This is a genomic window from Nocardioides sp. NPDC023903, from assembly GCF_040639295.1.
In the GTDB taxonomy this organism is placed as follows: Bacteria; Actinomycetota; Actinomycetes; order Propionibacteriales; family Nocardioidaceae; genus Nocardioides.
On record NZ_JBEZZS010000002.1, the window covers coordinates 143,521 to 169,719 of the forward strand.

22 protein-coding genes, 1 pseudogene and 2 riboswitches are annotated in these 26,199 nt (G+C 71.6%); of the genes and pseudogenes, 18 read left to right on the forward strand and 5 right to left on the reverse strand.

The window, feature by feature from the left end:
• Window positions 1-10: 10 nt before the first annotated feature.
• Window positions 11-541: a tripartite tricarboxylate transporter TctB family protein gene (locus tag AB0F44_RS04185; RefSeq protein ID WP_357352965.1), complete on the reverse strand. Its 531-nt coding sequence runs from the start codon at window positions 539-541 to the stop codon at window positions 11-13.
• Window positions 542-569: 28 nt separating this feature from the next.
• On the reverse strand, window positions 570-1,565 hold the full coding sequence (locus AB0F44_RS04190) for a tripartite tricarboxylate transporter substrate binding protein (RefSeq protein WP_357352967.1): 996 nt from the start codon (window positions 1,563-1,565) through the stop codon (window positions 570-572).
• A gap of 154 nt (window positions 1,566-1,719) precedes the next feature.
• On the opposite strand from AB0F44_RS04190, the gene AB0F44_RS04195 reads away from it, so the two are divergent.
• The 9 genes from AB0F44_RS04195 to AB0F44_RS04235 all read left to right on the forward strand — a co-directional run bounded on the left by AB0F44_RS04195 (window position 1,720) and on the right by AB0F44_RS04235 (window position 11,559).
• Complete coding sequence (locus AB0F44_RS04195; RefSeq protein ID WP_357352969.1) at window positions 1,720-2,631, forward strand: LysR substrate-binding domain-containing protein; 912 nt, start codon at window positions 1,720-1,722, stop codon at window positions 2,629-2,631.
• A gap of 262 nt (window positions 2,632-2,893) precedes the next feature.
• Window positions 2,894-3,808 carry a 5-dehydro-4-deoxyglucarate dehydratase gene (gene kdgD / locus AB0F44_RS04200; RefSeq protein ID WP_357352971.1) on the forward strand — a complete coding sequence of 305 codons (915 nt, stop codon included), beginning with the start codon at window positions 2,894-2,896 and terminating at the stop codon, window positions 3,806-3,808.
• Window positions 3,809-3,855: 47 nt separating this feature from the next.
• Window positions 3,856-5,349, forward strand: a complete 1,494-nt coding sequence (locus AB0F44_RS04205; RefSeq protein ID WP_357352973.1) for an aldehyde dehydrogenase (NADP(+)) — start codon at window positions 3,856-3,858, stop codon at window positions 5,347-5,349.
• Entirely contained in the window at window positions 5,346-6,671 is a 1,326-nt protein-coding gene (locus AB0F44_RS04210) for an enolase C-terminal domain-like protein (protein ID WP_357352975.1), read from the forward strand. Before AB0F44_RS04205 ends, AB0F44_RS04210 begins: the two co-directional genes overlap by 4 nt.
• A gap of 31 nt (window positions 6,672-6,702) precedes the next feature.
• Window positions 6,703-7,497 carry a sulfite exporter TauE/SafE family protein gene (locus AB0F44_RS04215; RefSeq protein WP_357352977.1) on the forward strand — a complete coding sequence of 265 codons (795 nt, stop codon included), beginning with the start codon at window positions 6,703-6,705 and terminating at the stop codon, window positions 7,495-7,497.
• 56 nt (window positions 7,498-7,553) lie between these two features.
• Complete coding sequence (locus AB0F44_RS04220; protein ID WP_357352979.1) at window positions 7,554-8,378, forward strand: ion transporter; 825 nt, start codon at window positions 7,554-7,556, stop codon at window positions 8,376-8,378.
• Window positions 8,379-8,508: 130 nt separating this feature from the next.
• The gene (locus AB0F44_RS04225) at window positions 8,509-9,516 is read left to right on the forward strand and encodes a tripartite tricarboxylate transporter substrate-binding protein (protein ID WP_357352981.1); all 1,008 of its coding nucleotides are present in this window, start codon (window positions 8,509-8,511) and stop codon (window positions 9,514-9,516) included.
• Window positions 9,513-10,040: a tripartite tricarboxylate transporter TctB family protein gene (locus AB0F44_RS04230; RefSeq protein ID WP_357352983.1), complete on the forward strand. Its 528-nt coding sequence runs from the start codon at window positions 9,513-9,515 to the stop codon at window positions 10,038-10,040. Before AB0F44_RS04225 ends, AB0F44_RS04230 begins: the two co-directional genes overlap by 4 nt.
• A complete protein-coding gene (locus AB0F44_RS04235) occupies window positions 10,033-11,559 on the forward strand; it encodes a tripartite tricarboxylate transporter permease (protein ID WP_357352985.1) in 1,527 nt (508 codons plus the stop codon). The genes AB0F44_RS04230 and AB0F44_RS04235 overlap by 8 nt, the downstream gene beginning before the upstream one ends.
• Window positions 11,560-11,606: 47 nt before the next feature.
• Here AB0F44_RS04235 and AB0F44_RS04240 read toward each other — a convergent pair whose 3' ends face one another.
• On the reverse strand, window positions 11,607-12,773 hold the full coding sequence (locus AB0F44_RS04240; RefSeq protein ID WP_357352987.1) for an ABC transporter substrate-binding protein: 1,167 nt from the start codon (window positions 12,771-12,773) through the stop codon (window positions 11,607-11,609).
• A gap of 103 nt (window positions 12,774-12,876) precedes the next feature.
• Window positions 12,877-13,082: riboswitch (cobalamin riboswitch) on the forward strand.
• 55 nt (window positions 13,083-13,137) lie between these two features.
• Here AB0F44_RS04240 and AB0F44_RS04245 point away from each other — a divergent pair.
• From AB0F44_RS04245 to bluB, 5 genes and pseudogenes are all read left to right on the forward strand, one after another.
• Window positions 13,138-13,326 (forward strand): annotated as a pseudogene (locus AB0F44_RS04245) (nitrite reductase); the annotation flags it as partial.
• Window positions 13,327-13,971: 645 nt separating this feature from the next.
• Complete coding sequence (locus tag AB0F44_RS04250; RefSeq protein WP_357353218.1) at window positions 13,972-14,625, forward strand: precorrin-8X methylmutase; 654 nt, start codon at window positions 13,972-13,974, stop codon at window positions 14,623-14,625.
• The gene (gene cobJ / locus AB0F44_RS04255) at window positions 14,622-16,166 is read left to right on the forward strand and encodes a precorrin-3B C(17)-methyltransferase (protein ID WP_357352989.1); all 1,545 of its coding nucleotides are present in this window, start codon (window positions 14,622-14,624) and stop codon (window positions 16,164-16,166) included. The genes AB0F44_RS04250 and cobJ overlap by 4 nt, the downstream gene beginning before the upstream one ends.
• Window positions 16,163-16,930, forward strand: a complete 768-nt coding sequence (gene cobM, locus AB0F44_RS04260) for a precorrin-4 C(11)-methyltransferase (RefSeq protein ID WP_357352991.1) — start codon at window positions 16,163-16,165, stop codon at window positions 16,928-16,930. The genes cobJ and cobM overlap by 4 nt, the downstream gene beginning before the upstream one ends.
• Window positions 16,930-17,556 (forward strand): 5,6-dimethylbenzimidazole synthase, encoded by a 627-nt coding sequence (gene bluB, locus AB0F44_RS04265; RefSeq protein WP_357352993.1) that lies wholly within the window; start codon window positions 16,930-16,932, stop codon window positions 17,554-17,556. The genes cobM and bluB overlap by 1 nt, the downstream gene beginning before the upstream one ends.
• Window positions 17,557-18,001: 445 nt before the next feature.
• Here the strand turns inward: bluB and cbiE are convergent, their stop codons facing one another.
• The gene (cbiE, locus tag AB0F44_RS04270; RefSeq protein WP_357352995.1) at window positions 18,002-19,195 is read right to left on the reverse strand and encodes a precorrin-6y C5,15-methyltransferase (decarboxylating) subunit CbiE; all 1,194 of its coding nucleotides are present in this window, start codon (window positions 19,193-19,195) and stop codon (window positions 18,002-18,004) included.
• Between the two features lie 62 nt (window positions 19,196-19,257).
• A riboswitch (cobalamin riboswitch) is annotated at window positions 19,258-19,397 on the forward strand.
• A gap of 25 nt (window positions 19,398-19,422) precedes the next feature.
• Here cbiE and AB0F44_RS04275 point away from each other — a divergent pair.
• Genes AB0F44_RS04275 through AB0F44_RS04290 form a run of 4 tightly spaced genes read left to right on the forward strand, consistent with a single transcriptional unit; the run spans window position 19,423 to window position 25,647 of the window.
• Entirely contained in the window at window positions 19,423-21,492 is a 2,070-nt protein-coding gene (locus AB0F44_RS04275; protein WP_357352997.1) for a VWA domain-containing protein, read from the forward strand.
• A complete protein-coding gene (gene cobO / locus AB0F44_RS04280) occupies window positions 21,492-22,106 on the forward strand; it encodes a cob(I)yrinic acid a,c-diamide adenosyltransferase (RefSeq protein ID WP_357352999.1) in 615 nt (204 codons plus the stop codon). Before AB0F44_RS04275 ends, cobO begins: the two co-directional genes overlap by 1 nt.
• On the forward strand, window positions 22,100-24,724 hold the full coding sequence (locus AB0F44_RS04285) for a cobyrinate a,c-diamide synthase (protein ID WP_357353001.1): 2,625 nt from the start codon (window positions 22,100-22,102) through the stop codon (window positions 24,722-24,724). Before cobO ends, AB0F44_RS04285 begins: the two co-directional genes overlap by 7 nt.
• Window positions 24,721-25,647, forward strand: a complete 927-nt coding sequence (locus tag AB0F44_RS04290; protein WP_357353002.1) for a cobalamin biosynthesis protein — start codon at window positions 24,721-24,723, stop codon at window positions 25,645-25,647. Before AB0F44_RS04285 ends, AB0F44_RS04290 begins: the two co-directional genes overlap by 4 nt.
• On the opposite strand, the gene AB0F44_RS04295 is transcribed toward AB0F44_RS04290, so the two are convergent.
• Window positions 25,635-25,991 carry a (2Fe-2S) ferredoxin domain-containing protein gene (locus tag AB0F44_RS04295; protein WP_357353004.1) on the reverse strand — a complete coding sequence of 119 codons (357 nt, stop codon included), beginning with the start codon at window positions 25,989-25,991 and terminating at the stop codon, window positions 25,635-25,637. The genes AB0F44_RS04290 and AB0F44_RS04295 overlap by 13 nt on opposite strands.
• Window positions 25,992-26,199: the final 208 nt, after the last annotated feature.

A 26,199-nucleotide genomic window follows, 5' to 3' on the forward strand; every position in this document is an offset into this window, starting at 1 on the left:
GGGGCTCCGCTCAGAACAGGTGGGGCAGCGGGATGCGCAGCCCGTAGAGGAAGAGGAAGTAGAAGGCGGCGACCGTGGCGACCGAGGTGATGATCGTGCTGCGCCAGGACTCGCCGCCGAGGAACCTCAGCCAGACGACGCACAGCAGCAGCGAGGGGATCTCGAAGCCGATCACGGGCATCAGCAGGGCCAGCGCGATGAAGGTGACCAGGCCGACCGCGGGGAGGATGCTGGAGCGAGTGAACTTCTCGCTGTCGGTCAGTCTGCGGCCGAAGACGAGCAGGGCCACGGCCATCAGGGTGATGGCGATGCTGACCACGAACGGCCACAGGCCGGGCCCGGGCTGGCGCAGCGAGCCCAGGCCGTAGCCGTAGGCGAGGACCGCGCCGCCGATGCCGACGACGAGAGCGACGAGCGCACCCACCACCTGGTAGACCGGTCCGCCGGCCGGAGGTCGTTCTTCCTCCAGCTCATGGGCCACCTCGGCCTGGATCTCGGCCAGGATGTCCTGGTCAGGAGAGGGGGTACGTTCGTCGCTCATCGTCATGCCTTCGTCGTGTGGGGCGGGGTCAGCTCGCGCCGAGGTTGAGACCGTACTGCTCGACCAGGTCGGCGAACCGCTTCTTGTCCTCCTCGAGCTGGGTCACCACCTCGTCACCGGAGATCTCCATCGGGGTGAGGCTGTTCTGCTCGTTGAAGGCCTGGTACTCCTCGGTCTTGAACGTCGCCTGCATCGCCTCGGCGATGGCGTCCTTGACGTTGTCCGGGGTGCCCTTGGGGACGGTCATGAAGCGGTACTGCGCGACCTCGACGTCGAGACCCTGCTCCTTGGCGGTCGGGACGTCCGGCAGGTAGTCGACCCGCTCGGGACCGAAGACGCTCAGCGGGGTCAGCTTGCCGGACTCGATGTTCTCGATCGCCTCGCCGACCTGGATGCAGGCGGTGTCGACCTGGTTGCCGAGCACCGCCGTCAGCGCCGGGGCGCCGCCGTCGAACGGCACGGCCTCGGCGTCGACGCCGGCCGAGGCGTACGTCAGGCCGCACGAGAGCTGCGCGCCGGTGCCGACGCCGGTGGTGCCGTAGGTGACCTTCTTCTTCGCGGCCTTGATGTCGTCGAGCGTCTTGAAGCCACTCTTCGGGCCGGTGACCATGACGTAGTCGTCGCGGGAGACGCCCTGGACGACGTCGAAGTCGTCGAGGCTGGTGGCCTCGTCCTCGCTGACCGCCAGCGGCGTGATGGCGAAGAGCGAGGCGTTCTGGATGGCGATGGTCTGCCCGTCGGCCTTGGCCTTGGCGACCTTGTTGGCGGCGAGCGCGCCGTTGGCGCCCTCCTGGTTGATCACCGGGAAAGAGGCGCCGAGCTCGTCGGAGAGGCCCTTGGAGACCGCTCGGCTGATCAGGTCGCTGGAGCCGCCGGCTGAGGCACCGACGTACATCTCGACGTTGCCGGCGGGATACTCCTCACCGTCCCCGCTGCCTCCGGTGGTGTTCGAGACACCGCAGGCGGAGAGGGCCAGGGCCGCGACGCCGGCGGTCGCGGCGAGTAGGTGGGTGGTCGTACGCATCGTTGCTCCTAGGTCCTGGTGGCCGGGCTCGGTTGTGGCATGGGGATGGCCCGACGTCGTGTGACCACCGACACTAAGAGTCTTAGCGATACCGGTCCAAGCCCGATTCGGCATAGAGTGTTCCACCTGGTGCATCGTGGTCTACTCTGGCCAGATGATCACGCTCGACCAGGTGCGCTCCTTCGTGGCGGTCGCCGAGGAGCTCCACTTCGGCCGGGCTGCCGAGCGCCTGCGGATGACGCAGCCGCCGCTGTCCCGACAGATCCAGAAGCTGGAGAAGGCCGTCGGTGCGCAGCTGCTCGAGCGGGACAACCGCCGGGTCGCCCTGACGGGTGCCGGAGCGGCCTTCCTCGACGAGGCCTACCGGATGCTCAACCTGGTCGAGAGTGCCGGTGACCTGGCCCGTCGCGTGGATGCCGGCGCCGCCGGCGTGGTCCGGCTCGGCTTCACCGCGGTCTCCGCGATCTCGATCCTGGGGCCGCTGCTCCGCCGCCTCACCGCCGAGCTTCCGGATGTCGAGGTGCGGCTCTCCGAGCGAGTCACCTTGGCCCAGGTCGACGGCATCCGCCACGGCGAGATCGACATCGGCCTGGCCCGTCCGCCCTTCGACACCGAGCTGCTCTCCTCGAGGGTCATCTCCCGCGAGCCGCTGATGGCCGTACTCCCGCAGGGTCACCCGCTGGCCGAGCTCGACCGACCGCTCACGCCGCAGGACTTCGAGGGCCAGCCCGTCATCGGCTACCACCCCCAGCAGTCCCGCTACTTCCACGAGCTCTCCGTACGCTTCCTGGCCAACGCCCACCCCCGCATCGAACAGCGCGTGCACCAGGTCCTCACCGCCATGCTCCTGGTCTCCGCCGAGCGTGGCGTCGGCTTCGTCCCGGTCTCGGCCAGCTCGCTGCACGTAGAAGGTGTCGTCTTCCGTCCCATCGAGCACGGCGGCGGCGACACCCGTCTCGACAAGGACCCCGAGCGTCCCGTCGAGCTCCATGCGATCTGGGCGCGGGGGTCTGTCAGTCCGGTCGTACGCCGGGTTCTCGATGCGATCATCGAGATGAATCGGTAGCTGGGGAACGGTCCCCGCCCTGTCCTTGACTCCGGGGTCTGGCGAGAAGACCCTCGAGAAAGGGTCGGCTGCCCACGCCAACCCCGAAGAAGCACTCCGCGACGAGCGGTCAAGACGATCTCGGACCACCCGAGCCGCCGCGATGCCGCCAAGGCATCACGAGATTCAAATTCGGGCTTGGACAGGCATCACCGAACGTTCATAACGTGATGGTCACCACCTTCCCCACTGCAACCCTCACAACATCTGAAGGACGTGACTCGTGACCGAGTACAGCCCGATCGACCTGGCCGCCCAGCTCAAGAGCGGGCTTCTCTCGTTCCCGGTCACCCATTTCACCGAGGACCTCCAGGTCGACGAAGAGGGCTACCGCAAGCACCTGAGCTGGCTGGCGGAGTACCCGGTTGCAGGTCTCTTCGCGGCCGGCGGCACGGGGGAGGGCTTCTCGCTGAACGCGGAGGAGACCGACCAGGTCGTACGTGCCGCGGTCGACGAGGTCGCTGGTGCCGTGCCGGTGCTGGCGCCGGCGACGGGCAGCACGGCCAACGCGGTCGCGCAGGCGAAGGCGGCCGAGGCCGCGGGCGCGGACGGGATCCTGCTGATGCCGCCGTACCTCACCGAGGCCGGGCAGGCGGGGCTCGTCGAGCACGCCAGCCGGGTCTGCGAGGCGACCGGCCTCGGTGTGATCGTCTACAGCCGCGCCAACGCAGTGCTGCGCGACGAGGCCGTCGACCAGCTCGCCGAGCGCAACCCGACGCTGATCGGCTTCAAGGACGGCGTCGGCAACATCGAGCAGATGACACGTACCTATGCCCGGGTCGGCGACCGGCTGATCTACATCGGTGGCCTGCCGACGGCGGAGACGTTCGCGCTGCCGCTGCTCCAGCTCGGCGTGAGCACCTACTCCTCGGCGCTGTTCAACTTCGCGCCGAAGTGGGCGGTCGAGTTCTACGACGCCGTACGTGCCCAGGACCGCGACGAGGTCTACCGTCGTCTCAACGAGTTCGTGATCCCCTACCTCGACATCCGCGACCGCACGGCCGGCTACGCCGTGTCGATCGTCAAGGGCGGTCTGACCGCGATCGGCCGGCCCGCCGGCCCGGTCCGCCCGCCCCTGACCGACCTGCGCGAGGACGAGATCGACGAGCTGCGCGAGCTGATCGCCCGGATCGCCTGACGCCGGCCGATCTGCACCCTGAGAGACCGACCCGATAGGAAGGGAACATGAGCTACCGCTCGATCATCGCCGGAGCCGACTCCGAGCAGCCCGACGTCACCGCCGCCACCAGCGCCGCGGCCGAGGCCTTCGCCGGCTACCGCGCCACATCCCCCGAAGCCCGGGCGGACTTCCTCGAAGCCGTCGCCGCCGAGATCGAGGCGGCCCGCGCCGAGATCGTCGAGGCCGCTGTCGCCGAGTCGCACCTGCCCGAGGGCCGGATCAGCGGCGAGGTCGGCCGCACCACCGGCCAGCTCCGGATGTTCGCCGGCGTCGTGCGCCGCGGCGACCACCTGGGCGTACGCATCGACCCGGCCCTCCCGGACCGGACCCCGCTCCCGCGGTCCGACATCCGTCAGCGCCAGATCGCGCTCGGCCCGGTCGCGGTCTTCGGCGCCAGCAACTTCCCGCTCGCCTTCTCCACCGCCGGCGGCGACACCGCCTCGGCGCTGGCCGCCGGCTGCCCCGTCGTGGTCAAGGGCCACCCGGCGCACCCGCTCACCGGCTACCTGGTCGCCCAGGCCATCATCCGCGCGGTCGAGAAGGCCGGGCTGCACGCCGGCACCTTCTCTTTCCTCCTCGACACCGACTTCAAGGGCGGCATCGAGCTCGGCCAGGCGCTGGTCGTCGACCCGCGGATCAAGGCCGTCGGCTTCACCGGCTCCCGCGGTGGCGGGCTGGCGATCGTCGCTGCCGCGGCGGCCCGGCCCGAGCCGATCCCGGTCTACGCCGAGATGTCCTCGATCAACCCCGTCGTCGTCCTTCCCGGGGCGCTCGACGGCGACGTCGACGCGCTCGCCACTGCGTACGTCGGCTCGCTGACCCTCGGCTCCGGCCAGTTCTGCACCAACCCCGGCCTGCTCTTCCTCCCGAAGAGCGAGGCGGGCGACGCCTTCCTGGCCGCCGCCGGCCGGGCCACGGCCGAGGCCGTCGGCGCGACCATGCTGACCTCCGGCATCGCCGCCGCCTACGCGAAGGGCACCGCGGCGCTCCGTGCCACCGACGGCGTGACCGTCGTCGGCGAGGGCACCGCCGGTGACACCGACGCTCCCGCGCCCCAGATCGTCGAGGCCGCCCGTCTCGCAGGCGTGACCGACGAGGTCTTCGGCGCCTCCGGCGTCGTGGTCCGCTACGACACCGTCGAGGAGCTGCTGCCCAGCCTGGACTCCCTCGAGGGCCAGCTCACCGCGACGGTCCATGCCACCGACGCCGACAACGAGGCGGCCGCCCAGGTCGTCTCCGCGCTCGAGCTCAAGGCGGGACGGATCCTCTTCAACGGCTGGCCCACGGGAGTCGAGGTCGGCCACGCGATGGTCCACGGCGGCCCGTACCCGGCCACCTCCGACTCCCGCACCACCTCGGTCGGCAGCCTCGCGATCGAGCGCTTCCAGCGCCCGGTCGCCTACCAGGACGTACCTGCCGCGATCCTCCCGGAGGCCGTACGCGACGACAACCCGTGGCACCTCGCCCGCCGGATCGACGGCGAGCTGCAGCTGCCATGACCAACACGACCATCGCCAAGGTCGAGGTCGTCCCCGTCGCGGGCCACGACTCGATGCTGCTCAACCTCAGCGGTGCGCACGCGCCGTTCTTCACCCGCAACATCGCGATCCTCACCGACTCCGAGGGACGCGAGGGTGTCGGCGAGGTCCCCGGCGGTGAGCCGATCCGGCGCACCATCGAAGAGGCCGCAGAGCTGCTCGTCGGCCAGCCCGTCACCCGCTACCGCAGCCTGCTGCGGCAGGTCGCGGAGCGGTTCGCCGACCGCGACGCCGGCGGCCGCGGAGCCCAGACCTTCGACCTGCGTACGACGGTTCACGCCGTCACCGCGCTGGAGTCCGCGCTCCTCGATCTCGCAGGTCAGGAGCAGGGTGTGCCGGTCGCCGAGCTGCTCGGCGACGGGCAGCAGCGCGACTCGGTGCCGATGCTCGGCTACCTCTTCTACGTCGGTGACCCCGACAAGACCGACCTGCCCTACCTCCGGGAACCAGACGGCGCCGACGACTGGGATCGCGTCCGGCGAGAGGTGGCGCTGACCCCCGAGGCGGTCGTACGTCTCGCCGAGGCCGCCCAGGCCCGCTACGGCTTCGCCGACTTCAAGCTCAAGGGTGGCGTCCTCGCCGGTGAGGAGGAGGTCGCCGCGGTGACCGCTCTCCATGAGCGTTTCCCCGACGCCCGGATCACCCTGGACCCCAACGGCGGCTGGCTGCTCGCTGACGCGGTCCGGTTGCTCAATGGCAAGGACGACGTGCTCGCGTACGCCGAGGACCCCTGCGGCGCTGAGGGCGGCTACTCGGGCCGCGAGATCATGGCCGAGTTCAAGCGCGCCACCGGGCTGCGTACCGCGACCAACATGATCGCCACCGACTGGCGTCAGATGTCTCACGCGATCCGCACCAACGCCGTCGACATCCCGCTGGCCGACCCGCACTTCTGGACCATGTCCGGCTCCGTCCGGGTCGCCCAGATGTGCCATGACTTCGGGCTGACCTGGGGATCCCACTCCAACAACCACTTCGACGTCTCGCTGGCCATGTTCACCCACGTCGGCGCCGCCGCACCGGGGGAGATCACCGCGCTGGACACCCACTGGATCTGGCAGGACGGCCAGGGGCTGACCGAGTCGCCGCTGGAGATCCGCGACGGTGCCGTCGCGGTCCCGACCGCCCCGGGGCTCGGGATCCGGATCGACCGCGACCGGGTCGCGGCCGCGCACGACCTCTACCTCGAGCACGGGCTCGGCGTACGCGACGACGGCGTCGCCATGCAGTACCTGGTGTCGGGGTGGACCTTCGATCCCAAGCGCCCGTGCCTGGTTCGTTGACCGCCCCGATGCCCGCACTGATGACAACCCGGTGAGCGCCGAGCTCGCCTGGCTCCTGCTCGCCGGCATCGGTGCGGGACTGACCGGCTCGGTGGCCGGTCTGGCCTCGCTGGTCAGCTACCCCTCCCTGCTGGCCGCGGGGCTGCCGCCGGTCGTCGCCAACGTCACCAACACGGTGGCCATGTTCGGCGTCACCGGCGGCACCGTCGCCGGCTCGCGGCGCGAGCTGCGCGGCCAGGGCAGAAGGATCGCCTGGCTGGCCCTGGCCTCCTTCCTCGGCGGCGCGCTCGGCGCGGCGCTGCTGCTCACCACGCCGGCCGAGGCGTTCGAGACGGTGGTGCCGTGGCTCGTCGGCGCCGGTGCGGTGCTCCTGCTGCTCCGCGACCGGATCCGAGGCTGGGCCGCTGCCCGCGCGGCCGCGCGCCCGCCACGGTCGGCCTCATCAGCAGGCGGTGAGGAGCGACGTACCTTGGCCCGCGGGTTCGGCTGGGGCGTCATCGTGTTCGTGCTCGGCATCTACGGCGGCTACTTCGGCGCCGGCGTCGGCATCATCGCGCTGGCCGTCCTCGTGCTCGAGCGCACCGAGGCCCTGGCGATCACCAACGCGGTCAAGAACGTCGCCACCGGCGTCGCCAACGGCACCGCCGCGATCGCGTACGTCTTCTTCGCCCCCGTGGACTGGCCCGCCGCGATCGCTCTCGGATCGGGCGCCGTGATCGGCGGCTTCCTGGGGCCCGCGATCGTCCGGGTCGCCCCCGAGAGCCCGCTGCGCTGGCTGGTCGGTCTCGCCGGGCTCGGGCTCGCGCTGCACCTGGCGATCCAGTAGATCCCATGCAGTAGGCTCCCCGCCGCTGTCACGGGTCACAGGAGGACGAAGCGAACATGGGTTCGGAAGACATCTCGGTGCGCGGCCGGATCCGCGCGCTGGTCGACAACGACACCTTCCAGAAGGTCATCATCGGGGTGATCATCCTCAACGCGGTGGTCCTCGGTGTGGAGACGATGGTCCCCGAGCACCTCGCCCACGAGCTGGCGCTGCTCGACGGCCTGCTCCTCGCAGTCTTCGTCGTCGAGCTGGTGCTGCGGCTGGTGGCGTACGGACCCAAGTTCTTCCTCGACCCGTGGAACATCTTCGACACTGTGATCGTCGCGATCGCGCTGGTGCCGGCGACCGGGCCGATGTCGGTGCTGCGGGCGCTGCGGATCCTGCGCGTGCTGCGCCTGGTCAACTCGGTCCCGTCCATGCGGCGCGTCGTCGACGGCCTGATCGCGGCGATGCCGGGGATGGGCTCGGTCGCGGCGCTGCTGGTGCTGATGATGTACGTCGCGGTGGTGATCTCGACCAACCTCTACGGCTCCATCGCGCCGGAGTACTTCGGCGACCTCGGCACCAGCGCGTTCACGCTGTTCCAGACCATGACCGGCGAGGCCTGGCCCGACATCGCCCGCGAGGTGATGGCCGAGGACCCCTCCGCCTGGATCTTCTTCGTGGTCTTCATCCTGGTGATGACCTTCGCGGTCCTCAACCTCTTCCTCGCCGTGGTCGTCTCCGGCATGGAGAGCGTCGAGAGCCTCGCCGAGCACGAGGAGGAGTCCGACGCCGAGATGATGGCCATCCTCACCTCGTTGCGGGAGGACCTCACGGCCGTACGCGAGGATCTGGCCGCGACCCGGGCCGAGCTGCAGAGCGCTCGCACGGAGGTCTAGCCCGTCCGGGTCGCACCCGTGACCACAATGACCACAAGGTCCAATACCTCCGGATGCTTCCGGGGGTCTCCGCGCCGCGCCTACCTTCACGGCCATGAAGTGACGTACGTCACTCTTGAAGGAGACCCCCATGAACCCCCTCATCCGTACCGCCGCGATCGCCGTCGCCACAGCTGTGGCCGGCACGTCGCTCGCCGCCTGCAGCTCCGTCAACAGTTCCGATTCGTCCTCCGGCGCAGCGCCGACGAGCGTGAACATCGTCGTCCCCGCCGACCCGGGCGGTGGCTGGGACCAGACCGGGCGAGCGTTCTCCGAGGTGCTGACCGGCGAGAAGATCGTCGAGACCGCCTCGGTGTCCAACGTTCCCGGGGCTGGCGGCACCGTCGGTCTGGCGCAGCTCGCCAACGAGACCGACGCCAACACCCTGATGGTGATGGGCTTGGTCATGGTCGGCGCGATCGAGACCAACAAGTCGGCCACCAAGCTCGCCGACACCACCCCGATCGCGAAGCTGACCGAGGAGCAGGAGGTCGTCGTCGTCCCGGCCGACTCGAAGTACCAGACCATCAACGACCTGGTCGACGACATCAAGGCCAACGGGCAGGACGTCGCGATCGCCGGTGGGTCCGCGGGAGGCACGGATCAGATCCTCGCCGGCCAGCTGCTCAAGGCGGTCGGCGTAGCCCCCGAGGACATCGCCAAGAGCCTCAACTACGTGCCCTTCGACGGCGGCGCCGAGTCGGTGACCGCGCTGCTCGGCAACAAGGTCGACGCCGGGATCTCCGGTGTCGGTGAGTACGCCGAGCAGATCAAGGCCGGCAAGCTCCGTGCGTTGGCCGTCTCCGGCGAGGAGCCCTCCGGCCTGTTGCCCGACGTCCCGACCCTCACCGACGAGGGCATCGACCTGGTGCTCACCAACTGGCGCGGCATCGTCGCCCCCGGCGACCTCGACGACGCCGACCGGGAGGCCCTGACCGACCTGGTCACCGAGGCGGCCGAGTCCGACGCCTGGGGCAAGGTCCTCGAGACCAACGACTGGGACGACGCCTTCATGGCTGGTGACGAGTTCGACACGTACGTCGACGGGGAGGTCACCTCAGCACAGACCACGCTCAAGGAAATCGGTCTCGTCCAGTGAGCGAGCAGACCCCCACCCAGCCTGGCCGGCTCTCCTTCGGGGAGCCGGCCATGGCCGGGGGCATCCTCGCCCTCGGTGTGTTCGCGCTGGTGCGTGCGGGAAGCATCGCCGAGCCGGTCACCGCGGCCGGCGCGATCGGGCCGCGGACGATGCCCTACCTCGTCGGTGGTCTGCTGGTCGTGACCGGTGGCATCACCCTGGCGCGGGTCCTGCGTGGTGAGCGTGGTGTGCCCGAGGGTGGCGAGGACGTCGACCTCTCCGGCACCACCGACTGGCGCACCGCCGTCCTGCTGGCCGTGGCCGTCCTGGGCCACGCCCTCCTGATCGGCCCGGTCGGCTGGCCGCTGGCCGGCGCCGCGCTGTTCACTGCGTGCGCGGTCATCCTGGGCGCCCGCCCCTGGTGGCGCTCGCTGCTGATCGGCCTGGTCATGGCGTTCGCGATCCAGCTGGTCTTCGCCGGCGGCCTGGGCGTCTCGCTGCCGCCGGGCCCGTTCCTGGAAGGGGTGTCGTTCCTCCATGGATAACCTCACCCTGCTCCTGGAGGGGTTCGCCACCGCGGCGCAGCCCGAGTACCTCGTCTTCGCCTTCATCGGTGTCATCCTCGGCACCGCGGTCGGTGTCCTGCCCGGCATCGGACCGTCGATGACGGTCGCCCTGCTGCTGCCGCTGACGTACGCCTTGGACCCGACGGCCGCGCTGATCACCTTCGCCGGGATCTACTACGGCGGCATGTACGGCGGGTCCACGACGTCGATCCTGCTCAACACGCCCGGCGAGGCGTCCTCGATGATCACCGCCCTCGAGGGCAACAAGATGGCCAAACGAGGCAGAGGCGCCGCGGCGCTGGCCACGGCGGCCATCGGGTCGTTCGTGGCGGGCACGCTCGCCACGGTCGCGCTCACCTTCCTGGCCCCGATCGCCGCGGATCTGGCCGTCAAGCTCGGTCCGGTCGAGAAGGTGGCCCTGATGGTTCTCGCCTTCACCACGGTGGGGGCACTGCTGGGCCGCTCGGTCTCGCGCGGGCTGGCCGCCCTGGGCGTGGGCATGTTCATCGGGCTCATGGGCGTCGACGGCATGTCGGGGCAGATGCGGTTCACCTTCGGCGTACCCGTGCTCAACGACGGCATCGACGTCGTGGTCGTCGCGGTCGCACTCTTCGCCGTCGGCGAGGCGCTGTACGTCGGTGCGCAGCTGCGCCGGGGACCGCAGCAGCTCGTCCCGGTGACCGGCGGGTGGCGCACCTGGATGTCGCGTGAGGACTGGCGGCGTTCCTGGAAGCCGTGGCTGCGCGGCACCGCGATCGGCTTCCCGATCGGCACTCTGCCGGCCGGTGGTGCCGAGGTCGGCACGTTCCTGTCCTACTCCGCCGAGCGCAAGCTGGCTCGCGGGAGAGCGAAGGAGGAGTTCGGCCACGGTGCCATCGAGGGGGTCGCCGGGCCGGAGGCGGCCAACAACGCCTCGGCCGCCGGCGTGCTCGTGCCGCTGCTGACGCTCGGCATCCCGACCTCGGCCACGGCCGCGGTGATCCTGGTGGCGCTGCAGCACTACAACATCCAGCCGGGGCCGCTGCTGTTCAAGGACCACGGAGACCTCGTCTGGCCGCTGGTGGCGAGCCTCTATATCGGCAACGTGCTGTTGCTGGTGCTCAACCTGCCGCTGGTCGGGCTGTGGGTGAAGGTGCTCCAGATCCCGCGTCCCTACCTGTATGCCGGCATCCTGCTGTTCGCGGCCCTGGGGGCCTTCGCGGTGCACTTCAGCCCCCAGGACGTCATGGTGCTCCTCGTGCTCGGCATCCTCGGCTTCTTCATGCGCCGCTACGGTTATCCCGTGGCGCCGATGGTGGTCGGCCTGATCCTGGGGCCGATCTTCGAGCGGCAGCTGCGCTCGGCCCTGCAGATCGCCCAGGGTGACTGGCTGACGCTGGTGCAGTCGCCGTTCGCGATCGTCGTGTACGTCGCGCTGCTGCTCGCGCTCGGCGGGTCGGTCGTGCTCCGGCGCAAGGAGGAGGACCTGGAGCACGAACTGGTCGAAGCCAGCAGCTGATCCGACCGGCTGCGACCGTTCGGGTCCGGTCGCAGCCCGTCGTCACATCAGCTGCCCGCTGAGGCGATCTCCTGCAGCACCATGTTGCGGGGGCCGTCGGCGGTGCTCTTGACCACCCGCAGGAAGTAGGGCTGGTCGGGATTGTGGTTGGGGTCGAAGGACCAGCTCCCACGGGGGCTGACGATGGTGCCGACCGACCCGAGAGAGTCGGCGATCTCGTTGCGGTTGACGTCGTCGGAGAGGTCGAGCGCCTTGTCGAGGGCGGCCGCGGCGTCGTAGGCCTGCACCGAGTAGACCGTCGGGGTGGCGTCGTACGCCTCGCGGTAGTCCTTCACGAAGGCGTCGTTCATCAGCGAGTCCATCGCGTCGCTGTAGTGCAGGGCGGTGCGCACGCCGGAGGCCGCACTGCCCAGCTCGGACAGCACGTCGCCCTCGGTGAGGAAGCCCGGGCCGTAGAGCCGGACGCTCTTGGCCAGCCCTGACTCGCGGTACTGCTTCACGAACGCCTCCGCCTCCTTGCCGGCGTAGGCCGCGTAGATCGCGTCGGCGCCAGAGTCCTTCGCCTTGTCGAAGAGCCCCGACCACTCCTCGGTCACGCCGGCAGGCGTGTAGCTCTGGCCCGCCACGTTGCTACCTGATGCCTCGAGGGCGATCATGAAGCTGTCGGAGAACTCGTGACCGGTCGCGTCGTCGGAGGCGATGACGTACGCCGAGCCCCGCTCGGTCTCCTTGGCGACCGCCGTCCCGAGCGCGCCGCCCAGGTCCGCGTTGGACGAGGACGTACGCCACAGGTAGTCGGAGCCGTCGGCGAACTCGTCGGCGCCGGCGCCGGTCACGATCAGCGGCGTCTCGCTGCTGATCGCCACGTCCTTGGCCGCCAGCGCCGTCTCCGAGCTCACCACCCCGACGACCGCCTGGACCTCGTCGTCCTGGATCAGCCTGGTCACCGCGGCGACGCCGGTCTCGACACGGTCGCCCTCATCGGCCTCGACGACGTCGATCAGCCGGCCGCCGAGCTTCCCGCCGTGCTGGTCGAGGTAGAGGTCGAAGCCACGGCTCATGTCGGTGCCGATCGACTTGTGGACGCCGGAGGTGGGCACCACCAGACCGATCGAGACCTTCGTCTCCGAGGTCGTGGCACAGGCCGTGAGGCCGAGCGCGAATGCCGAGATGGGCGCGAGAACGAACAACTGCCGGTGAGCCGAGCCTGTCACGGGAGACTCCATCTATGGGGGTGGCCTCGGGAGATTTCGAGTAGGCGAACACTGGCACAAACCGCGGTCGGACAGCGAGCAATTCGGCGCCGTGTCCGCAAGTCGGTAGTCTCGCCCTGCCAGTCGTACTCCATGCCTGATGGGGTCAGGGAACCCGGTGAAAGTCCGGGACTGACGCGCAGCGGTGAGGATGACGGGCGGGGCACGCCCTCCTTCCGGGGAGGACAGCCACTGGAGCCTGGCTCCGGGAAGGCGCTCCGCTCCGATCGATTCCGAGTCCGAAGACCTGCTGGCTCTGGCGGCGCCCGCCGCCAGGTCACCACGTGCCCCGCGCAAGGGCACATGACGCAGAGCAGGTGTCCTGATGTCGCGAGTCCGAACCGACCGGTGCCCCGGAGTCGGTCGTCCGTGGGCGGCCGAGGACGGCCTGCTGGTACGGCTGCGCCTGATCGGCGGGTCCGTCTCGTCCGCCGCGCTGCTCTCGCTGATCTCCGTGGCGGAGACCTACGGCGACGGGCGGATCTACCTCACCGGTCGCGCCAACCTGCAGGTCCGCGGCCTGCCGAGTGTCGACGGCGGCCTTCCGGGTGAGGTGCTCACTGCGCTGAAGGCGACCGGTCTGGTGCCGGCGCAGACCCACGAGCTCGTACGCAACGTGATGGTCTCCCCGCAGACCGGGCTCGCCGGAGGGCGGGCCGACCTGCGCGGCGTCGCGGCATCGCTCGACCGGCTGCTGTGCGCCTCGTCGCGGCTGGCCGCGCTGCCGGGGCGGTTCCTCTTCGTGCTCGACGACGGCCGCGGCGACCTGGTCTCGCGGGAGTGCGACCTCGGGCTGGTGGCACTGTCCGCCGCCGAGGGACAGCTCCGGGTCGGTGACTCGTGGGGGCCGGTCGTGCCGCTCGCCGAGGCCGCCGCTCGGCTGGTCGCCCTCGCTTCACGCTTCTTGGACGTACGCGGCGAGGGGCCGTCCGCGCCCTGGCACGTCTCCGAGCTCGACGCCCCGCTGGTCGAGCCGGTCGCGGCCGACGATCGGGTGCCCGCCGCGGCCGAGGAGCTCGGCTACGGACCGGTGCCCGGCGGCGAGCACATCGCGGCCCCGGACGGGGCCTTGGACCAGGCCGCGGTCTCGGCCCTTGCGGCGCGAACGCCGGCGGTGGTGGTGACGCCGTGGCGCGGCGTACTCGTGCCTTCGCCGCAGGTGCGCCCGACCCGGCGCTACGACTACATCGACCAAGGGCCGGCGATCTACGTCGACTCCTTCGCGACCATCCGCCGCGAGGCCGACCTCTCCGCGGTGCCGGCCGATGCCGAGCGGCTCGCGGTGCGGATGATCCACGGCAGCGGGCAGGTCGATCTCGCCTCCGACCTGGTCATCCACCCGGGCCTGGTGAAGGCCGCGCGCGGTGCGCTGGAGGCCGGTGCGCCGATCCTGTGCGACGCGACGATGGTCGCGACCGGGGTCACCCGCAGCCGGCTCCCGCGCGACAACGAGGTGCTCTGCATGCTCGGCGACGACCGGGTCCCGGCGCTCGCCCGCGAGTGGACGACGACCCGCACCGCCGCCGCGCTGTCGCTGTGGGAGCCCTACCTCGAGGGTGCGGTGGTCGCTATCGGCAACGCCCCGACGGCGCTCTTCCACCTGCTCGAGATGATCCTCGACGGCGGTCCGCGGCCGGCCGCGATCGTCGGCTGCCCGGTGGGCTTCATCGGCGCCGCCGAGTCCAAGGAGGCGCTCGCCTCGTTCGCCGCCGATCACGGGATCGACATCCCCTACGTCACCGTCCGGGGACGTCGCGGCGGCTCCGCGATGACCTCCTCCGCCCTCAACGCACTCGCCCAGGAGCAGGAATGAGCACCCCCGGACGGTTCACCGTTGTCGGCATCGGACCCGGGGATCCCGAGCTGATCACCCTCAAGGCCGCCCGGCTGATCGGCGCGGCTCCGGTGATCGCCTATCACGCCGGGGTGCGCAAGCAGTCGCATGCTCGCCGGATCGCGTCCTCTCTGATCCCCGCCGGCGCGGTGGAGGAGGAGCTGCGCTACCCGGTCACCACCGGGACCACCTCGCACCCGGGCGGCTACGTCGGGGCGATGGCCGAGTTCTACGAGTCCTGCGCGGTCCGGCTCTCCGCTCATCTCGACGCCGGCCGCGACGTGGTCCTGCTCGCGGAGGGCGACCCGCTCTTCTACGGCTCCTCGATGTACCTCCACGACCGGTTCAAGGAGGTCTACGAGACCTCCGTCGTGCCGGGCGTCCCCGCCTTCGCGGCGGCCACCGCGGCTGTCTCCACGCCGCTGGTGCGCCAGACCGACGTGCTCACGGTGCTGCCGGGGACCCTGCCCGAGCCCGAGCTCGCCCGTCGTCTGGCCGACACCGAGGCGGCGATCATCATGAAGCTCGGCCGGACCTTTCCCGCGGTTCGTTCCGCGCTCGCGGCTGCCGGGCGGCTCGAAGGTGCCTGGTACGTCGAGCGTGCCTCCCAGCCCGAGGAGCGCTGGCTGCCGGTGGCCGACGTCGACCCGTCCTCCGTGCCGTACTTCTCCCTCATCGTGGTTCCGGGAGACACGGCTCCCGCACCTGCCGCCGCGCGGCTGCGGCAAGAGCTACCCGCGGTCGAGCCTGTCGAGGCGATGCGCGGGGGCGTCTCGACAGACTCGACCAGCGGGGAGGTGTTGGTCGTCGGGCTCGGGCCCGGGCCGGACGGGTGGCTGACGCCGGAGGTGAGCTCGGCGCTGGCCGAGGTCGGCCACGTCGTCGGCTACGCGCCGTACGTCAACCGGGTGCCGCAACGCGAAGGGCTGCGGCGGCACGCGTCGGGCAACACCGTCGAGGTCGACCGGGCCCGGCACGCCCTGGACCTGGCGCTCGCGGGGGAGCGGGTCGCCGTCGTCTCCGGCGGTGACGCCGGGGTCTTCGGGATGGCGTCCGCCGTGTTCGAGGCTGCCGAGGATCCGGCCTATGCCGGCGTACGCGTCCGGGTGCTGCCCGGGGTCAGCGCCGTCCAGGCGGTGGCCGCGCGGGCGGGCGCCCCGGTCGGGGCCGACTTCGCGGTGATGTCCCTCTCGGACCGGCTCAAGCCGTGGACCGTCGTCGAGGACCGGCTGCGCGCGGTCGCTGCCGCTGACCTCGTGCTGGCCATCTACAACCCGGCCTCGCGCTCGCGCACCGAGCAGATCGGCCGGGCTCGCGACGTACTCCTGGAGCAGCGCAAGCCGGACACCGTCGTCGTTGTCGGCCGCGACGTCGGGCGGGCCGAGGAGTCGCTGACGGTGACCACTCTCGGTGACCTCGACCCAGAAACCATCGACATGAAGTGCCTGGTCATCGTGGGGGCGAGCTCGACCCGGGCGACCGCGGCCGGGCAGGTCTGGACGCCGAGGTACGTGCAGTGACCGCCCCGCAGACCGTCCACTTCGTAGGCGCCGGCCCCGGCGCGGCCGACCTGCTGACCGTACGCGCGACGAGGCTGCTCGAGGCCGCCGACGTGGTGCTCTACCCCGGCACCTACCTGGACCCCGAGGTGCTGGCGCACTGCAGCCCCGCGGCTGAGCTGGTCGACACCCAGAAGCTCGATCTGGACCAGATCGTCGACGCGATCGTCGCCGCTCACCGGGGCGGCAAGCAGGTCGTACGCCTCGTCTCCGGCGACCCGTCGGTCTACTCGGCGGTCGCGGAGCAGACCCGGAGGCTCGACGCCGCCGAGGTCCCCTGGGACGTCACGCCTGGGGTCCCCGCCTATGCGGCGGCGGCCGCGCTCGTCGGACGGGAGCTGACCGTGCCGCTGGTGGCGCAGTCGGTCGTCCTCACCCGGACGCAGGCCCGGTCGACGGCCATGCCGGAGGGTGAGTCCCTGCCTGCGTACGCCGCGACCGGTGCCACGATCGTGCTCCACCTGGCGATCCGGCGCACCCGCGAGCTGATGGCCGAGCTGCTGCCCTACTACGGCCCGGAGTGCCCGGTCGTGGTCGTCTACCGTGCCAGCCAGCCCGAGGAGCGGGTGCTGCGCGGGACGGTGGCGACGATCGCCGACGCGGTCGAGGACGCTGGTCTGAGGCAGGCAGCCGTCATCCTCGCCGGGCCCGCGCTGGCCCGCGACGGAGGCGAGTCGTTCCTCTACGACGTTGCTCGCCCGCGAAACCTGAAGGAGCGTGCCTGATGGAGCTCTACGACGCGATCAACCGGCGCCGGGACACGCGTGCGGAGTTCACCGGCGAGCCGGTCGATCCCGCTGTGCTCGAGCGGGTCCTGTCGGCCGCCCACGCCGCCCCGAGCGTCGGGATGACGCAGCCGTGGGACTTCGTGCTGGTGCGCTCGCCGGAGACGCTGTCGGCCTTCCGCGAGCACGTCGCCACCGAGCGGGACGTCTTCGCCTCCTCCCTCTCCGGCGAGCGGGCCGAGACCTTCTCTCGGATCAAGATCGAGGGCATCTGCGAGTCCGGTCTCGGGGTCGTCGTCGGCTACGACCCGACCCGCGGCGGGTCGCAGGTCCTCGGGCGGCACGCCATCGCCGACGCCGGGCTCTACTCGACCGTCCTTGCGATCCAGAACCTCTGGCTCGCCGCCACCGCCGAGGGTCTCGGTGTCGGCTGGGTCAGCTTCTACCGTGAGGAGTTCCTGCGGTCGCTGGTCGGGCTTCCGTCACACGTACGTCCGGTGGCCTGGCTCTGCGTCGGTGCGGTCGAGGGGGTGCCTGAGGTGCCGGATCTGGAGCGGTTCGGGTGGAGGCATCGGTCGGGGCTGTCGTCGGTGGTTCATGAGGAGAGGTATCTCTCGGGGCGCTGAGGGTGCCGTATTTTGTGGTTGGGGTTTGCCGCCGACCTGTTCTTGGAGGGTGTTCTCGGCGACGCCCGGAGTAAAGGACGGCCTTCGGCCGCCGGCTTCGCCGGTCGCCTGCGGCGATCCTTGACACCGGTCGTCGCCGAGAAATTTGGCTGGTTATCGGGTCGGCGGCAGGGGTTTGGCGCGGAGTTTTGAGTTGGGCACGGGCTTGGGGATTTTGGGTTGTCCCGATCCCGGGCAGTCGGGCGGTTGATCGGTGGAAGAAATTTTTCTTTCACGCTGCGACTCCACTCGGTGAAGGACCTGGAGGCGAACGAAAATTCGTTCGGTGCCGAGACGTCCAGTCGGACCGGTTTGGTCGGGGAAGGAATTTTCCTTCCGCAGGTGTGGGGTCAGGCGCGCGGCGGGCGAACGAATTTTCGTTCGCCCGAAGTACCCCGAGCGCCAGTTATCGGACCGACACGGACCACTGCGTCACAGCCCGTGCCGGGGTCCAGCCCGTGAACGTGCCGATCGGAGCGGAGGTCTCCACCGAGATCCGGGTGAGCTCGCCGCCATGCTTCTGGTAGGCCGTGGCCAGCAGTTGCTCGGTCTCCAGCGTCACACCATGGACGACGAGCCGGCCACCGGGGCGGAGGGCGGCTAGGCAGGTGTCGAGTACGCCGGATCGGGTCGCACCGCCGCCAATGAAGATCGCGTCGGGCGCCGGAAGATCGCGCAACGAATCGGGGGCGCGGCCCTGGACTACGGCCAGGCCGGGTACGCCGAGACGGGTCGCGTTGCGGGCGATCCGGGCGGCCCGCTCGGGGGAGGCCTCGACCGCGGTCGCGGTGCATGACGGGTGCGCCCGCATCCACTCGATACCGACCGAGCCGGCACCGGCGCCGACGTCCCACAGGTGCGCTCCGGGAGTGGGGGCGAGGCGCGCCAGAGCAGAGGCCCGCAGGTCGCGCTTGGTCAGCTGGCCGTCGTTCTCGAAGACGTCGTCGGGAAGGCCGGCGGCCCAGCCGAGGAGGGGTGTGCCGACGCACTCGATCGCCACGATGTTGAGCCGCGGCGACTCGGCATCCCACTCCGAGGCTGTCGCGGTCCGGGTGCTCTCGGTCTCCGCTCCGAGCTCGCCCAGGATGGTCATCGCCGAGGCCCCGAAACCGGCGGTGACCAGCAGGTCCGCGACGAGTCCAGGAGTGGATCCGTCCGAGGAGAGCGCCAGGATCCGGCGGCCGGGAGCGAGCTCGCGCGCGATCAGCGAGACGTCGCGGCCGACGAGGCTGACGACCACGCACGACTCGGCCGCCCAGCCCATCCGGGCACGGGCGAGGGCGACGGAGGAGACGGCTGGCTCGATGCGTACGTTCGCCGGGCCCAGCACGTCGATCAGGGTCGTCCCGATGCCGGAGACCAGCGGGTCGCCCGAGGCCAGCGCCACGACGGGTTCATCGTTGGGCAGTGACTCGAGTAGCGCCGGGAGGCCCTCGCGCAGCGGCGAGGGCCAGGGCTCGCGGCGCTGGCCGGGGACGTCGGGGACGAGGTCGAGATGACGCTTGCCGCCGAGGAGGACGGCGGACTCCCGGATCAGCTGCTGGTGACGTACGGGAATCTCGTCCCAACCTCCGGCACCGATGCCCACCACGACGATCATGAGGCCAGACGCTACAGTGGCCGCTCAGGCGCGAGGTGCCCCGACTGCCCAGTCATCGGCTCTGTCACAGGAGCTGGTGAGGACGGTGGGAAGGGAGAATCTGGGAAGCCGGTGAGAATCCGGCACAGGCCCGCTGCGGTGAACGAGCCCCTTTCGTGGGACTCGACAAGTCCGAAGACCGGCCCCGCGTCCATCCAATCCAAGCGATAGGGAGCGGGAGCCTCTCCATGCCGGTGCATTACCCATTTTCTGCCGTCCTCGGCTGCCAGGCCGATGACCTCGACGACATGGGCCTCGCGCTCGTGCTCACCACGATCTCCCCGGCGATCGGCGGGGTCCTGGTCCGTGGCGAGAAGGGGACCGCGAAGTCGACGGCCGTACGTGGTCTGGCGGCCGTGCTGCCCTCGATCTCGGTCTACGCCGGGGATCGGTTCTCGATCGATCCGGCCGACCCCTCCGCGGAGTCGCCGGACGGGCCCTTCGGGTCCGCCGCCGTCGTGGAGAGCCGGCCCGTGCGGCTGGTCGAGCTGCCCGTCGGTGCGACTGAGGACCGCGTCGTCGGCTCGCTCCACCTGGAGAGCGCGCTGTCGCGCGGTGCGGTCGAGTTCGAGCCGGGGCTGCTGGCGCGGGCGCACCGCGGCCTGTTGTACGTCGACGAGGTCAACCTGCTCCATGACCACCTGGTCGACCTGCTGCTGGACGCGGCGGCGATGGGGCGGGTCAGCGTCGAGCGGGACGGCGTCTCGGTCGAGCACGCCGCCCGGTTCGTGCTGATCGGCACCATGAACCCCGAGGAGGGCGAGCTGCGTCCGCAGCTCCTGGACCGCTTCGGGCTCACCGTCGAGGTGGCCGCACCCAGGGATCCGGCGCTGCGCGCCGAGGTCGTACGCCGCCGGATGGCCTTCGACCTGGACGCTCCTGCGTTCGTCGAGCGCTATGTGGCCGCCGAGCGCGACCTGACCGCACGGGTCTCCACCGCGCGCGCCCTCGTCGGGAAGGTCCGGCTCACCGCGCCCGGGCTGCTGAAGATCGCCGAGGTCTGTGCGGCGTTCGAGGTCGACGGGCTGCGCGCCGACATCGTCACCGCCCGCACCGCGGTCGCGCACGCGGCCTGGGCCGGTCGCTCCGAGGTCACCCGCGAAGACATCCGCAGGGCCGCCCTGCTGGCCCTCCCGCACCGCCGCCGACGCAACCCCTTCGACGCTCCCGGGCTCGACGAGGACCTGCTCGACCGCATCCTCGGCGACGAGGAGCTGCCGCCCGAGCCGCCGGAGGGCGGGCCGGAGCACGACGACCCTCAGGACGGACCGCAGGACGGACCCGAGTCCGAGCCGGAGGTCGGGCAGGCCGAGAGCTCCCACGAGGACTCCTCGGAGACCGAGCCCGTCGAGACGTCCCAGGACGAGACCTCGACGACGGATGAGGCCCTGCCCACCCCGTCCGCGGGGAACACCTCGACCACTGCCGCAGGCACCGCGTACCGCCCCCGCCTCCTGACCGTGACCGGCCTGGGCACGGGCCGCACCGGCGGCCGGAGCAAGGCGATCGGCAGCAGCGGCCGTCGGATCGGCGCGAGCGTCAGCACCCGCGGCTCGCTCCACCTCGTCGAGACGCTCAAGGCGGCCGCGGGGAAGCAGGGCGCCAGGGACCGTACCTCGGCGAAGGTCGAGCTGCGGATCGAGGACCTCCGCACCGCTGTCCGTGAGGGCCGCGAGGCAAACCTGGTGCTCTTCTGCGTCGACGCGTCCGGCTCGATGGCCGCGCGCAAGCGGATGGCGCAGGTCAAGGCGGCGGTCCTCTCGCTGCTCCTCGACGCCTACCGGCGCCGCGACAAGGTCGGGATGATCACGTTCCGGGGCGAGGGCGCCGAGCTGGTGCTGCCGCCGACCGGGTCGGTCGACCTCGCCGCGGCACGTCTCGACGAGGTGCCCGCCGGAGGACGTACGCCGCTGGCCGAAGGCCTCCTCGAGGCCGCCCGCGTCCTCCAGCGCGAGCACCTGCGTGACCCGGATCTGCGGCCACTTCTTGTGGTCGTCACCGACGGTCGCGCCAACTCCAAGATCCACGGCAAGGACGCCGTCCGGCGCTCGCAGCAGGCCGCCGCGTACGTCGCCGGTCTGGGCGTCACCACCGTCGTCATCGACTCCGAGAGCGGGCCGATGCGGCTCGGGCTGGCCCGCCAGCTGGCCGCACACCTGGGCGCCGAGCACGTGCCGGTCGCCGAGGTGAGCGCCGAGGCGCTGACCTCCACCGTCCACGGGTTCACCGGATCCACCATGGGAAGGGGCGCTGCCTGATGCCGAAGGGACAGCCGCTGAACGTACCCGACGACGGGCTCACCACCCGCCAGCGCCGCAACCGGCCGCTGGTGATGGTCCACACCGGACCCGGCAAGGGGAAGTCGACCGCCGCCTTCGGGCTCGCGCTGCGCGGCTGGAACCAGGGCTGGCGGATCGGGGTCTTCCAGTTCGTGAAGTCGGCCAAGTGGCGCATCGGCGAGCAGACCGTGCTCGAGCGCCTCGGCAAGCTGCACGAGGAGACCGGCGAGGGCGGGCCGGTCGACTGGCACAAGATGGGCTCCGGCTGGTCCTGGAGTCGCAAGCAGGGTGACGCCGAGGACCACGCCGCGGACGCCGCCGAGGGCTGGGCCGAGATCAAGCGGTGCCTGGCCGCGGAGACGTACGACCTGCTCGTCCTCGACGAGTTCACCTACCCGATCAAGTGGGGTTGGGTCGACGCCGCCGAGGTCGCCACCGTGCTCTCCGAGCGGCCGGGACGCCAGCACGTCGTGATCACCGGTCGCGACGCCGACCCCGCCCTGCTCGAGGTCGCCGACCTGGTTACCGAGATGACCAAGATCAAGCACCCGATGGACGCAGGCCAGAAGGGCCAGCGGGGCATCGAATGGTGACCCTGCCCCGGCTGGTGGTCGCTGCTCCCTCGACCGGCTCGGGGAAGACGACCATCGCCACCGGGCTGATGGCGGCGCTGCGTTCCGCCGGGCACGAGGTCAGCGGTCACAAGGTCGGGCCGGACTACATCGACCCGGGCTACCACGCGCTCGCCACCGGGCGTCCGGGCCGCAACCTCGACCCGCACCTGGTGGGGGAGTCGCGGGTGGTGCCGCTGCTTCTCCATGGCGCCGCCGGCGCGGACGTGGCGGTCATCGAGGGCGTCATGGGCCTCTACGACGGCCGCCTCGGCACCGACGGCTTCGCCTCCACCGCCCACGTCGCGGAGCTGACCTCCTCGCCGGTGGTCCTGGTCCTCGACGTCGCCCGGATGTCCCGCTCCGCTGCCGCGATCGCCGCCGGGATGGCGGCCTTCGACCCGTCGGTACGCATCGGGGGCGTCGTGCTCAACCGCTGCTCCCCGGGCCGCAACGCCGAGGAGATCCGGCGAGCGCTGGAGCAGGTCGGGCTGCCCGTGCTCGGCATGCTCCCACGCGACGAGACGCTCGCGTCCCCGTCGCGCCACCTCGGCCTCGTCCCGGTCGCCGAGCGTGACGAGTCGGTCGCGCTGATCGAGCGGCTGGGCGAACAGGTCGCCGCCCACCTGGACCTCGATGCGCTCCTCGACGTCGCCCGCTCGGCGCCCGCCGTCGCCGCAGACCCCTGGGATCCGGCCGAGGCGTTGGAGGCGGTTGCGACGTCTACGCGGAGCCAGGGCCGTCCGGTGGTGGCGGTTGCCGGCGGGCGCGCCTTCACCTTCCGCTATCCCGAGACCGAGGAGCTCCTGGCGGCTGCCGGATGCGAGGTCGTCGCCTTCGATCCGTTGACCGACCCCAAGCTCCCGGCCGGCACCCGGGGGATCTACCTCGGAGGTGGCTTCCCAGAGATGTACGCCGCCGACCTCGCCGCCAACACGAGCCTCCTCCGCGACCTGCGGGCGGCCGTCGAGGCCGGAGTGCCGACAGTCGCCGAGTGCGCCGGTCTCCTCTACCTGGCCGAGTCCCTCGACGGCGTACCCATGGCCGGCGCCATCCCCGCCCGCGCCGCCATGAGCGAGCGCCTGACCCTGCGCTACCCGGTAGCCACCGCCGCCTCCGACTCGCTCCTCACCCGTGCCGGCGAGCAGGTCACCGGCCACGAGTTCCACCGCACGACCACCTCGCCCCCCACCGGGGCCCAGGCCGCGTGGACCGTCGACGGCACGCCGACCGGTTTCAGCAACGACACCCTGCATGCGTCGTACCTCCACGTTCACTGGGCCGGCCATCCGCACCTGGCCCGCCGCTTCGCCGACGCGGTTCACAGGTCCGCTGGTCGAGCCGCCACACCCACCGTCGGTCGAGCCGCGAGCGCCAGCGAGCGTGTCGAGACCAACACGGTCCCCTCGAGCGCGACAGCGGACCGTGTTGGTCTCGACACGCCTCCGCCGCCCTCGCTTCGCTCGGGGGCTCCTTCGCTCGGCGCGCCCGGACGAGCAAGCTCGCCGGGCGGCCTCGCTCAGTCGCCAAGCGGCTCCGGCGGCTCGACCAGCGGGAGCGGCGGCTCGACCAGCGGGGGCGTCGGGGTTGCTGACCCGCTGCGGCACCACGGGGATGTCGAGGTGGGGGAGGGGCTGCTCGACTTCGCGGTGAACGTCTACCCAGAGCCGCGGCCGGGGTGGCTGGATGAGGCGCTCCACGAGTCGCTGGCGTCGGCGGCCTATCCCGACGAGGAGCCAGCGCGGGCGGCGCTGGCCAAGCACCACGGCCGCGAGCGGGCGGAGGTGCTCCCGACGGCGGGGGCGGCGGAGGCGTTCACGCTGGTCGCCCGGACCCGGGCATGGCGGAAGCCGGTCGTGGTCCACCCGCAGTTCACCGAGCCCCACGCGGCGCTCGAGCAGGCCGGCCACACGGTCACCGAGGTGCGCCTCCGAGCCGAGGACGGGTTCGCCCTCGACCCGGCGGCGGTGCCCGACGACGCGGACCTGGTCGTCGTCGGCAACCCGACCAACCCGACCGGCGCGCTCCACCCGGCCGAGACCCTCCGCGCCCTCCTCCGGCCCGGCCGGCTGGTCGTGGTCGACGAGGCGTTCATGGACGCGGTTCCCGGCGAGCCCGAGACCCTCACTGCGGAGCGCGCAGAGGGCCTGCTGGTCATCCGCAGCCTGACGAAGCACTGGTCGATCCCCGGCGTACGCGCTGGCTACGTCGTCGGCGACGCCGCCGCGATCAGCGACCTGGAGGCGGTGCGTACGCCGTGGTCGGTCGCGGCCACGGCCGCTGCCGCGATGCTCGCCTGCGCCACCGAGCGCGCCAGCGCCGAGGCCCGTGAGCGCGCGGAGCGGATCGCCGCCTGGCGCGACCATCTCGAGGCCGGCCTACGGGACCAGCAGATCGAGTACGTCCCCTCGGCCGCCTCCTTCGTCCTGGCCCGCCCGGGCGCCGGAGTCCGTGAGGCGCTGCGCGACCAGGGCATCGCGGTACGCCGCGCCGACACCTTCCCGGGCCTCGGCCCGGACTGGGTGCGGATCGCGGTACGCCCCGAGGGCCTGACCGACCAGCTCCTGGCCGCGCTGCGCCGGACCCGGGAAGCCTCGTGAGCCCGCGGGCGATCGGGCTCCTGGCCGGCTTCGCGCTGGACCGCCTGCTCGGGGACCCGCGGCGATACCACCCGGTCGCCGGCTTCGGCACGGTCGCGATGAAGGTGGAGCAGGCCTGGTACGCGGACGACCGGGCCCGAGGCGTCCTCCACACCGCGACGCTGGTCGGCGGAGCGGTGGTCCTCGGTGCTGCCGCGGAGCGCCTCGCCCCAGGGCGAACAGGGAAGACGCTGGTGACCGCGGCCGCGACTTGGGGGGTCCTCGGGGGCCGCTCGCTGGAGCGGGAGGCGCTGGCCGTCCACGCCCATCTCGACCGCGACGACCTTCCGGCCGCGCGGCAGCGGCTGACCCACCTCGTCGGCCGCGACACCGACGAGCTCGATGCCTCCGAGGTCTCCCGGGCCGTGGTCGAGAGCGTCGCCGAGAACACCTCCGACGCGGTGGTCGCGCCGCTGGTGTGGGGCGCGATCGCGGGCGTACCCGGCCTGCTCGGCTACCGCGCCGCCAACACCCTGGACGCGATGGTCGGGCACCACAACGCTCGCTACGAGCACTTCGGCTGGGCCAGCGCCCGCCTCGACGACCTGCTCAACCTGCCCGGCTCCCGCCTCTCCGGCCTGCTCACGCTGGCCGCCGCACCGACGCGGGCCCGGCAGGCGTGGGAGGCCTGGCGCCGCGACGCCGCTCGCCACCCGAGCCCGAACGCCGGCGTCGTCGAGGCATCCTTCGCGGGCGCCCTCGACATCCGCCTCGGCGGCACGAACCGCTACTACGGCAACCGGGTCGAGCACCGCGCGGTGATGGGCGACGGCCGCGACGCGACCCCTGCCGACGTCGTCAGCGCCACCACGCTGGCCCGCAGGGTCGGCATCGGCGCGGCCCTGGTCGCGGCGGCGTACGCGGTGGTCGTTCAGCGCTCCTGACGGAAGGCCCGGGCCAGGACCGCGGGCGGTGCCTCAGCGATGCCCGGTCCGCCGGCGCGGGTCCACTGGGCCAGCGCGTCGGCGACCCTCGCCGAGCCGGCCCGGGCGACCCAGACCGGCCGCGCGCCGCGCCGCCGCCCCTCGGGTGAGGGGCCGACCACCACGACGTCGGCCCGCTCGCAGGGGCCGAGGCAGTCGGCGACACGTACCGTCGCCGACTCCCCGGCCGCCGCGTTCAGCGTCGTGAGCACGGCCGCATGGTCCACCCCGGGCGACTTCCGCTCCGTCCCGCAGCAGCATCCGCGGCAGACCGTCAGCGTCGGCCGCCCGGCCGCGTCCCTCATCCCGGCCGCCTTCGGCGGCGGGTCTTCGTCGCTCGCCGCAAGTACACGAGCAAGCTCGGCACTTGGACTCACTCCTCAGCCCTCGCAGGCCGCGCAGTCAGGGCCGTTCTCGATGGCGCAGACCTCGGCGTCGCTCCAGTCGTCCCAGGTCAGGTCGTCGATGGCGTCGGTGGTGGTCGGGGTCTCGTTCATGGTCATGCCTCTCGGT

Bases quoted from the DNA above. Each gene is read 5' to 3' on its own strand.
- AB0F44_RS04185 (WP_357352965.1), bottom strand. From the start codon at position 541: ATGAGCGACGAACGTACCCCCTCTCCTGACCAGGACATCCTGGCCGAG.
- AB0F44_RS04190 (WP_357352967.1), bottom strand. From the start codon at position 1,565: ATGCGTACGACCACCCACCTACTCGCCGCGACCGCCGGCGTCGCGGCC.
- AB0F44_RS04195 (WP_357352969.1), top strand. From the start codon at position 1,720: ATGATCACGCTCGACCAGGTGCGCTCCTTCGTGGCGGTCGCCGAGGAG.
- AB0F44_RS04205 (WP_357352973.1), top strand. From the start codon at position 3,856: ATGAGCTACCGCTCGATCATCGCCGGAGCCGACTCCGAGCAGCCCGAC.
- AB0F44_RS04210 (WP_357352975.1), top strand. From the start codon at position 5,346: ATGACCAACACGACCATCGCCAAGGTCGAGGTCGTCCCCGTCGCGGGC.
- AB0F44_RS04220 (WP_357352979.1), top strand. From the start codon at position 7,554: ATGGGTTCGGAAGACATCTCGGTGCGCGGCCGGATCCGCGCGCTGGTC.
- AB0F44_RS04225 (WP_357352981.1), top strand. From the start codon at position 8,509: ATGAACCCCCTCATCCGTACCGCCGCGATCGCCGTCGCCACAGCTGTG.
- AB0F44_RS04235 (WP_357352985.1), top strand. From the start codon at position 10,033: ATGGATAACCTCACCCTGCTCCTGGAGGGGTTCGCCACCGCGGCGCAG.
- cobJ (WP_357352989.1), top strand. From the start codon at position 14,622: ATGAGCACCCCCGGACGGTTCACCGTTGTCGGCATCGGACCCGGGGAT.
- bluB (WP_357352993.1), top strand. From the start codon at position 16,930: ATGGAGCTCTACGACGCGATCAACCGGCGCCGGGACACGCGTGCGGAG.
- cbiE (WP_357352995.1), bottom strand. From the start codon at position 19,195: ATGATCGTCGTGGTGGGCATCGGTGCCGGAGGTTGGGACGAGATTCCC.
- AB0F44_RS04275 (WP_357352997.1), top strand. From the start codon at position 19,423: ATGCCGGTGCATTACCCATTTTCTGCCGTCCTCGGCTGCCAGGCCGAT.
- cobO (WP_357352999.1), top strand. From the start codon at position 21,492: ATGCCGAAGGGACAGCCGCTGAACGTACCCGACGACGGGCTCACCACC.
- AB0F44_RS04285 (WP_357353001.1), top strand. From the start codon at position 22,100: ATGGTGACCCTGCCCCGGCTGGTGGTCGCTGCTCCCTCGACCGGCTCG.
- AB0F44_RS04295 (WP_357353004.1), bottom strand. From the start codon at position 25,991: ATGAGGGACGCGGCCGGGCGGCCGACGCTGACGGTCTGCCGCGGATGC.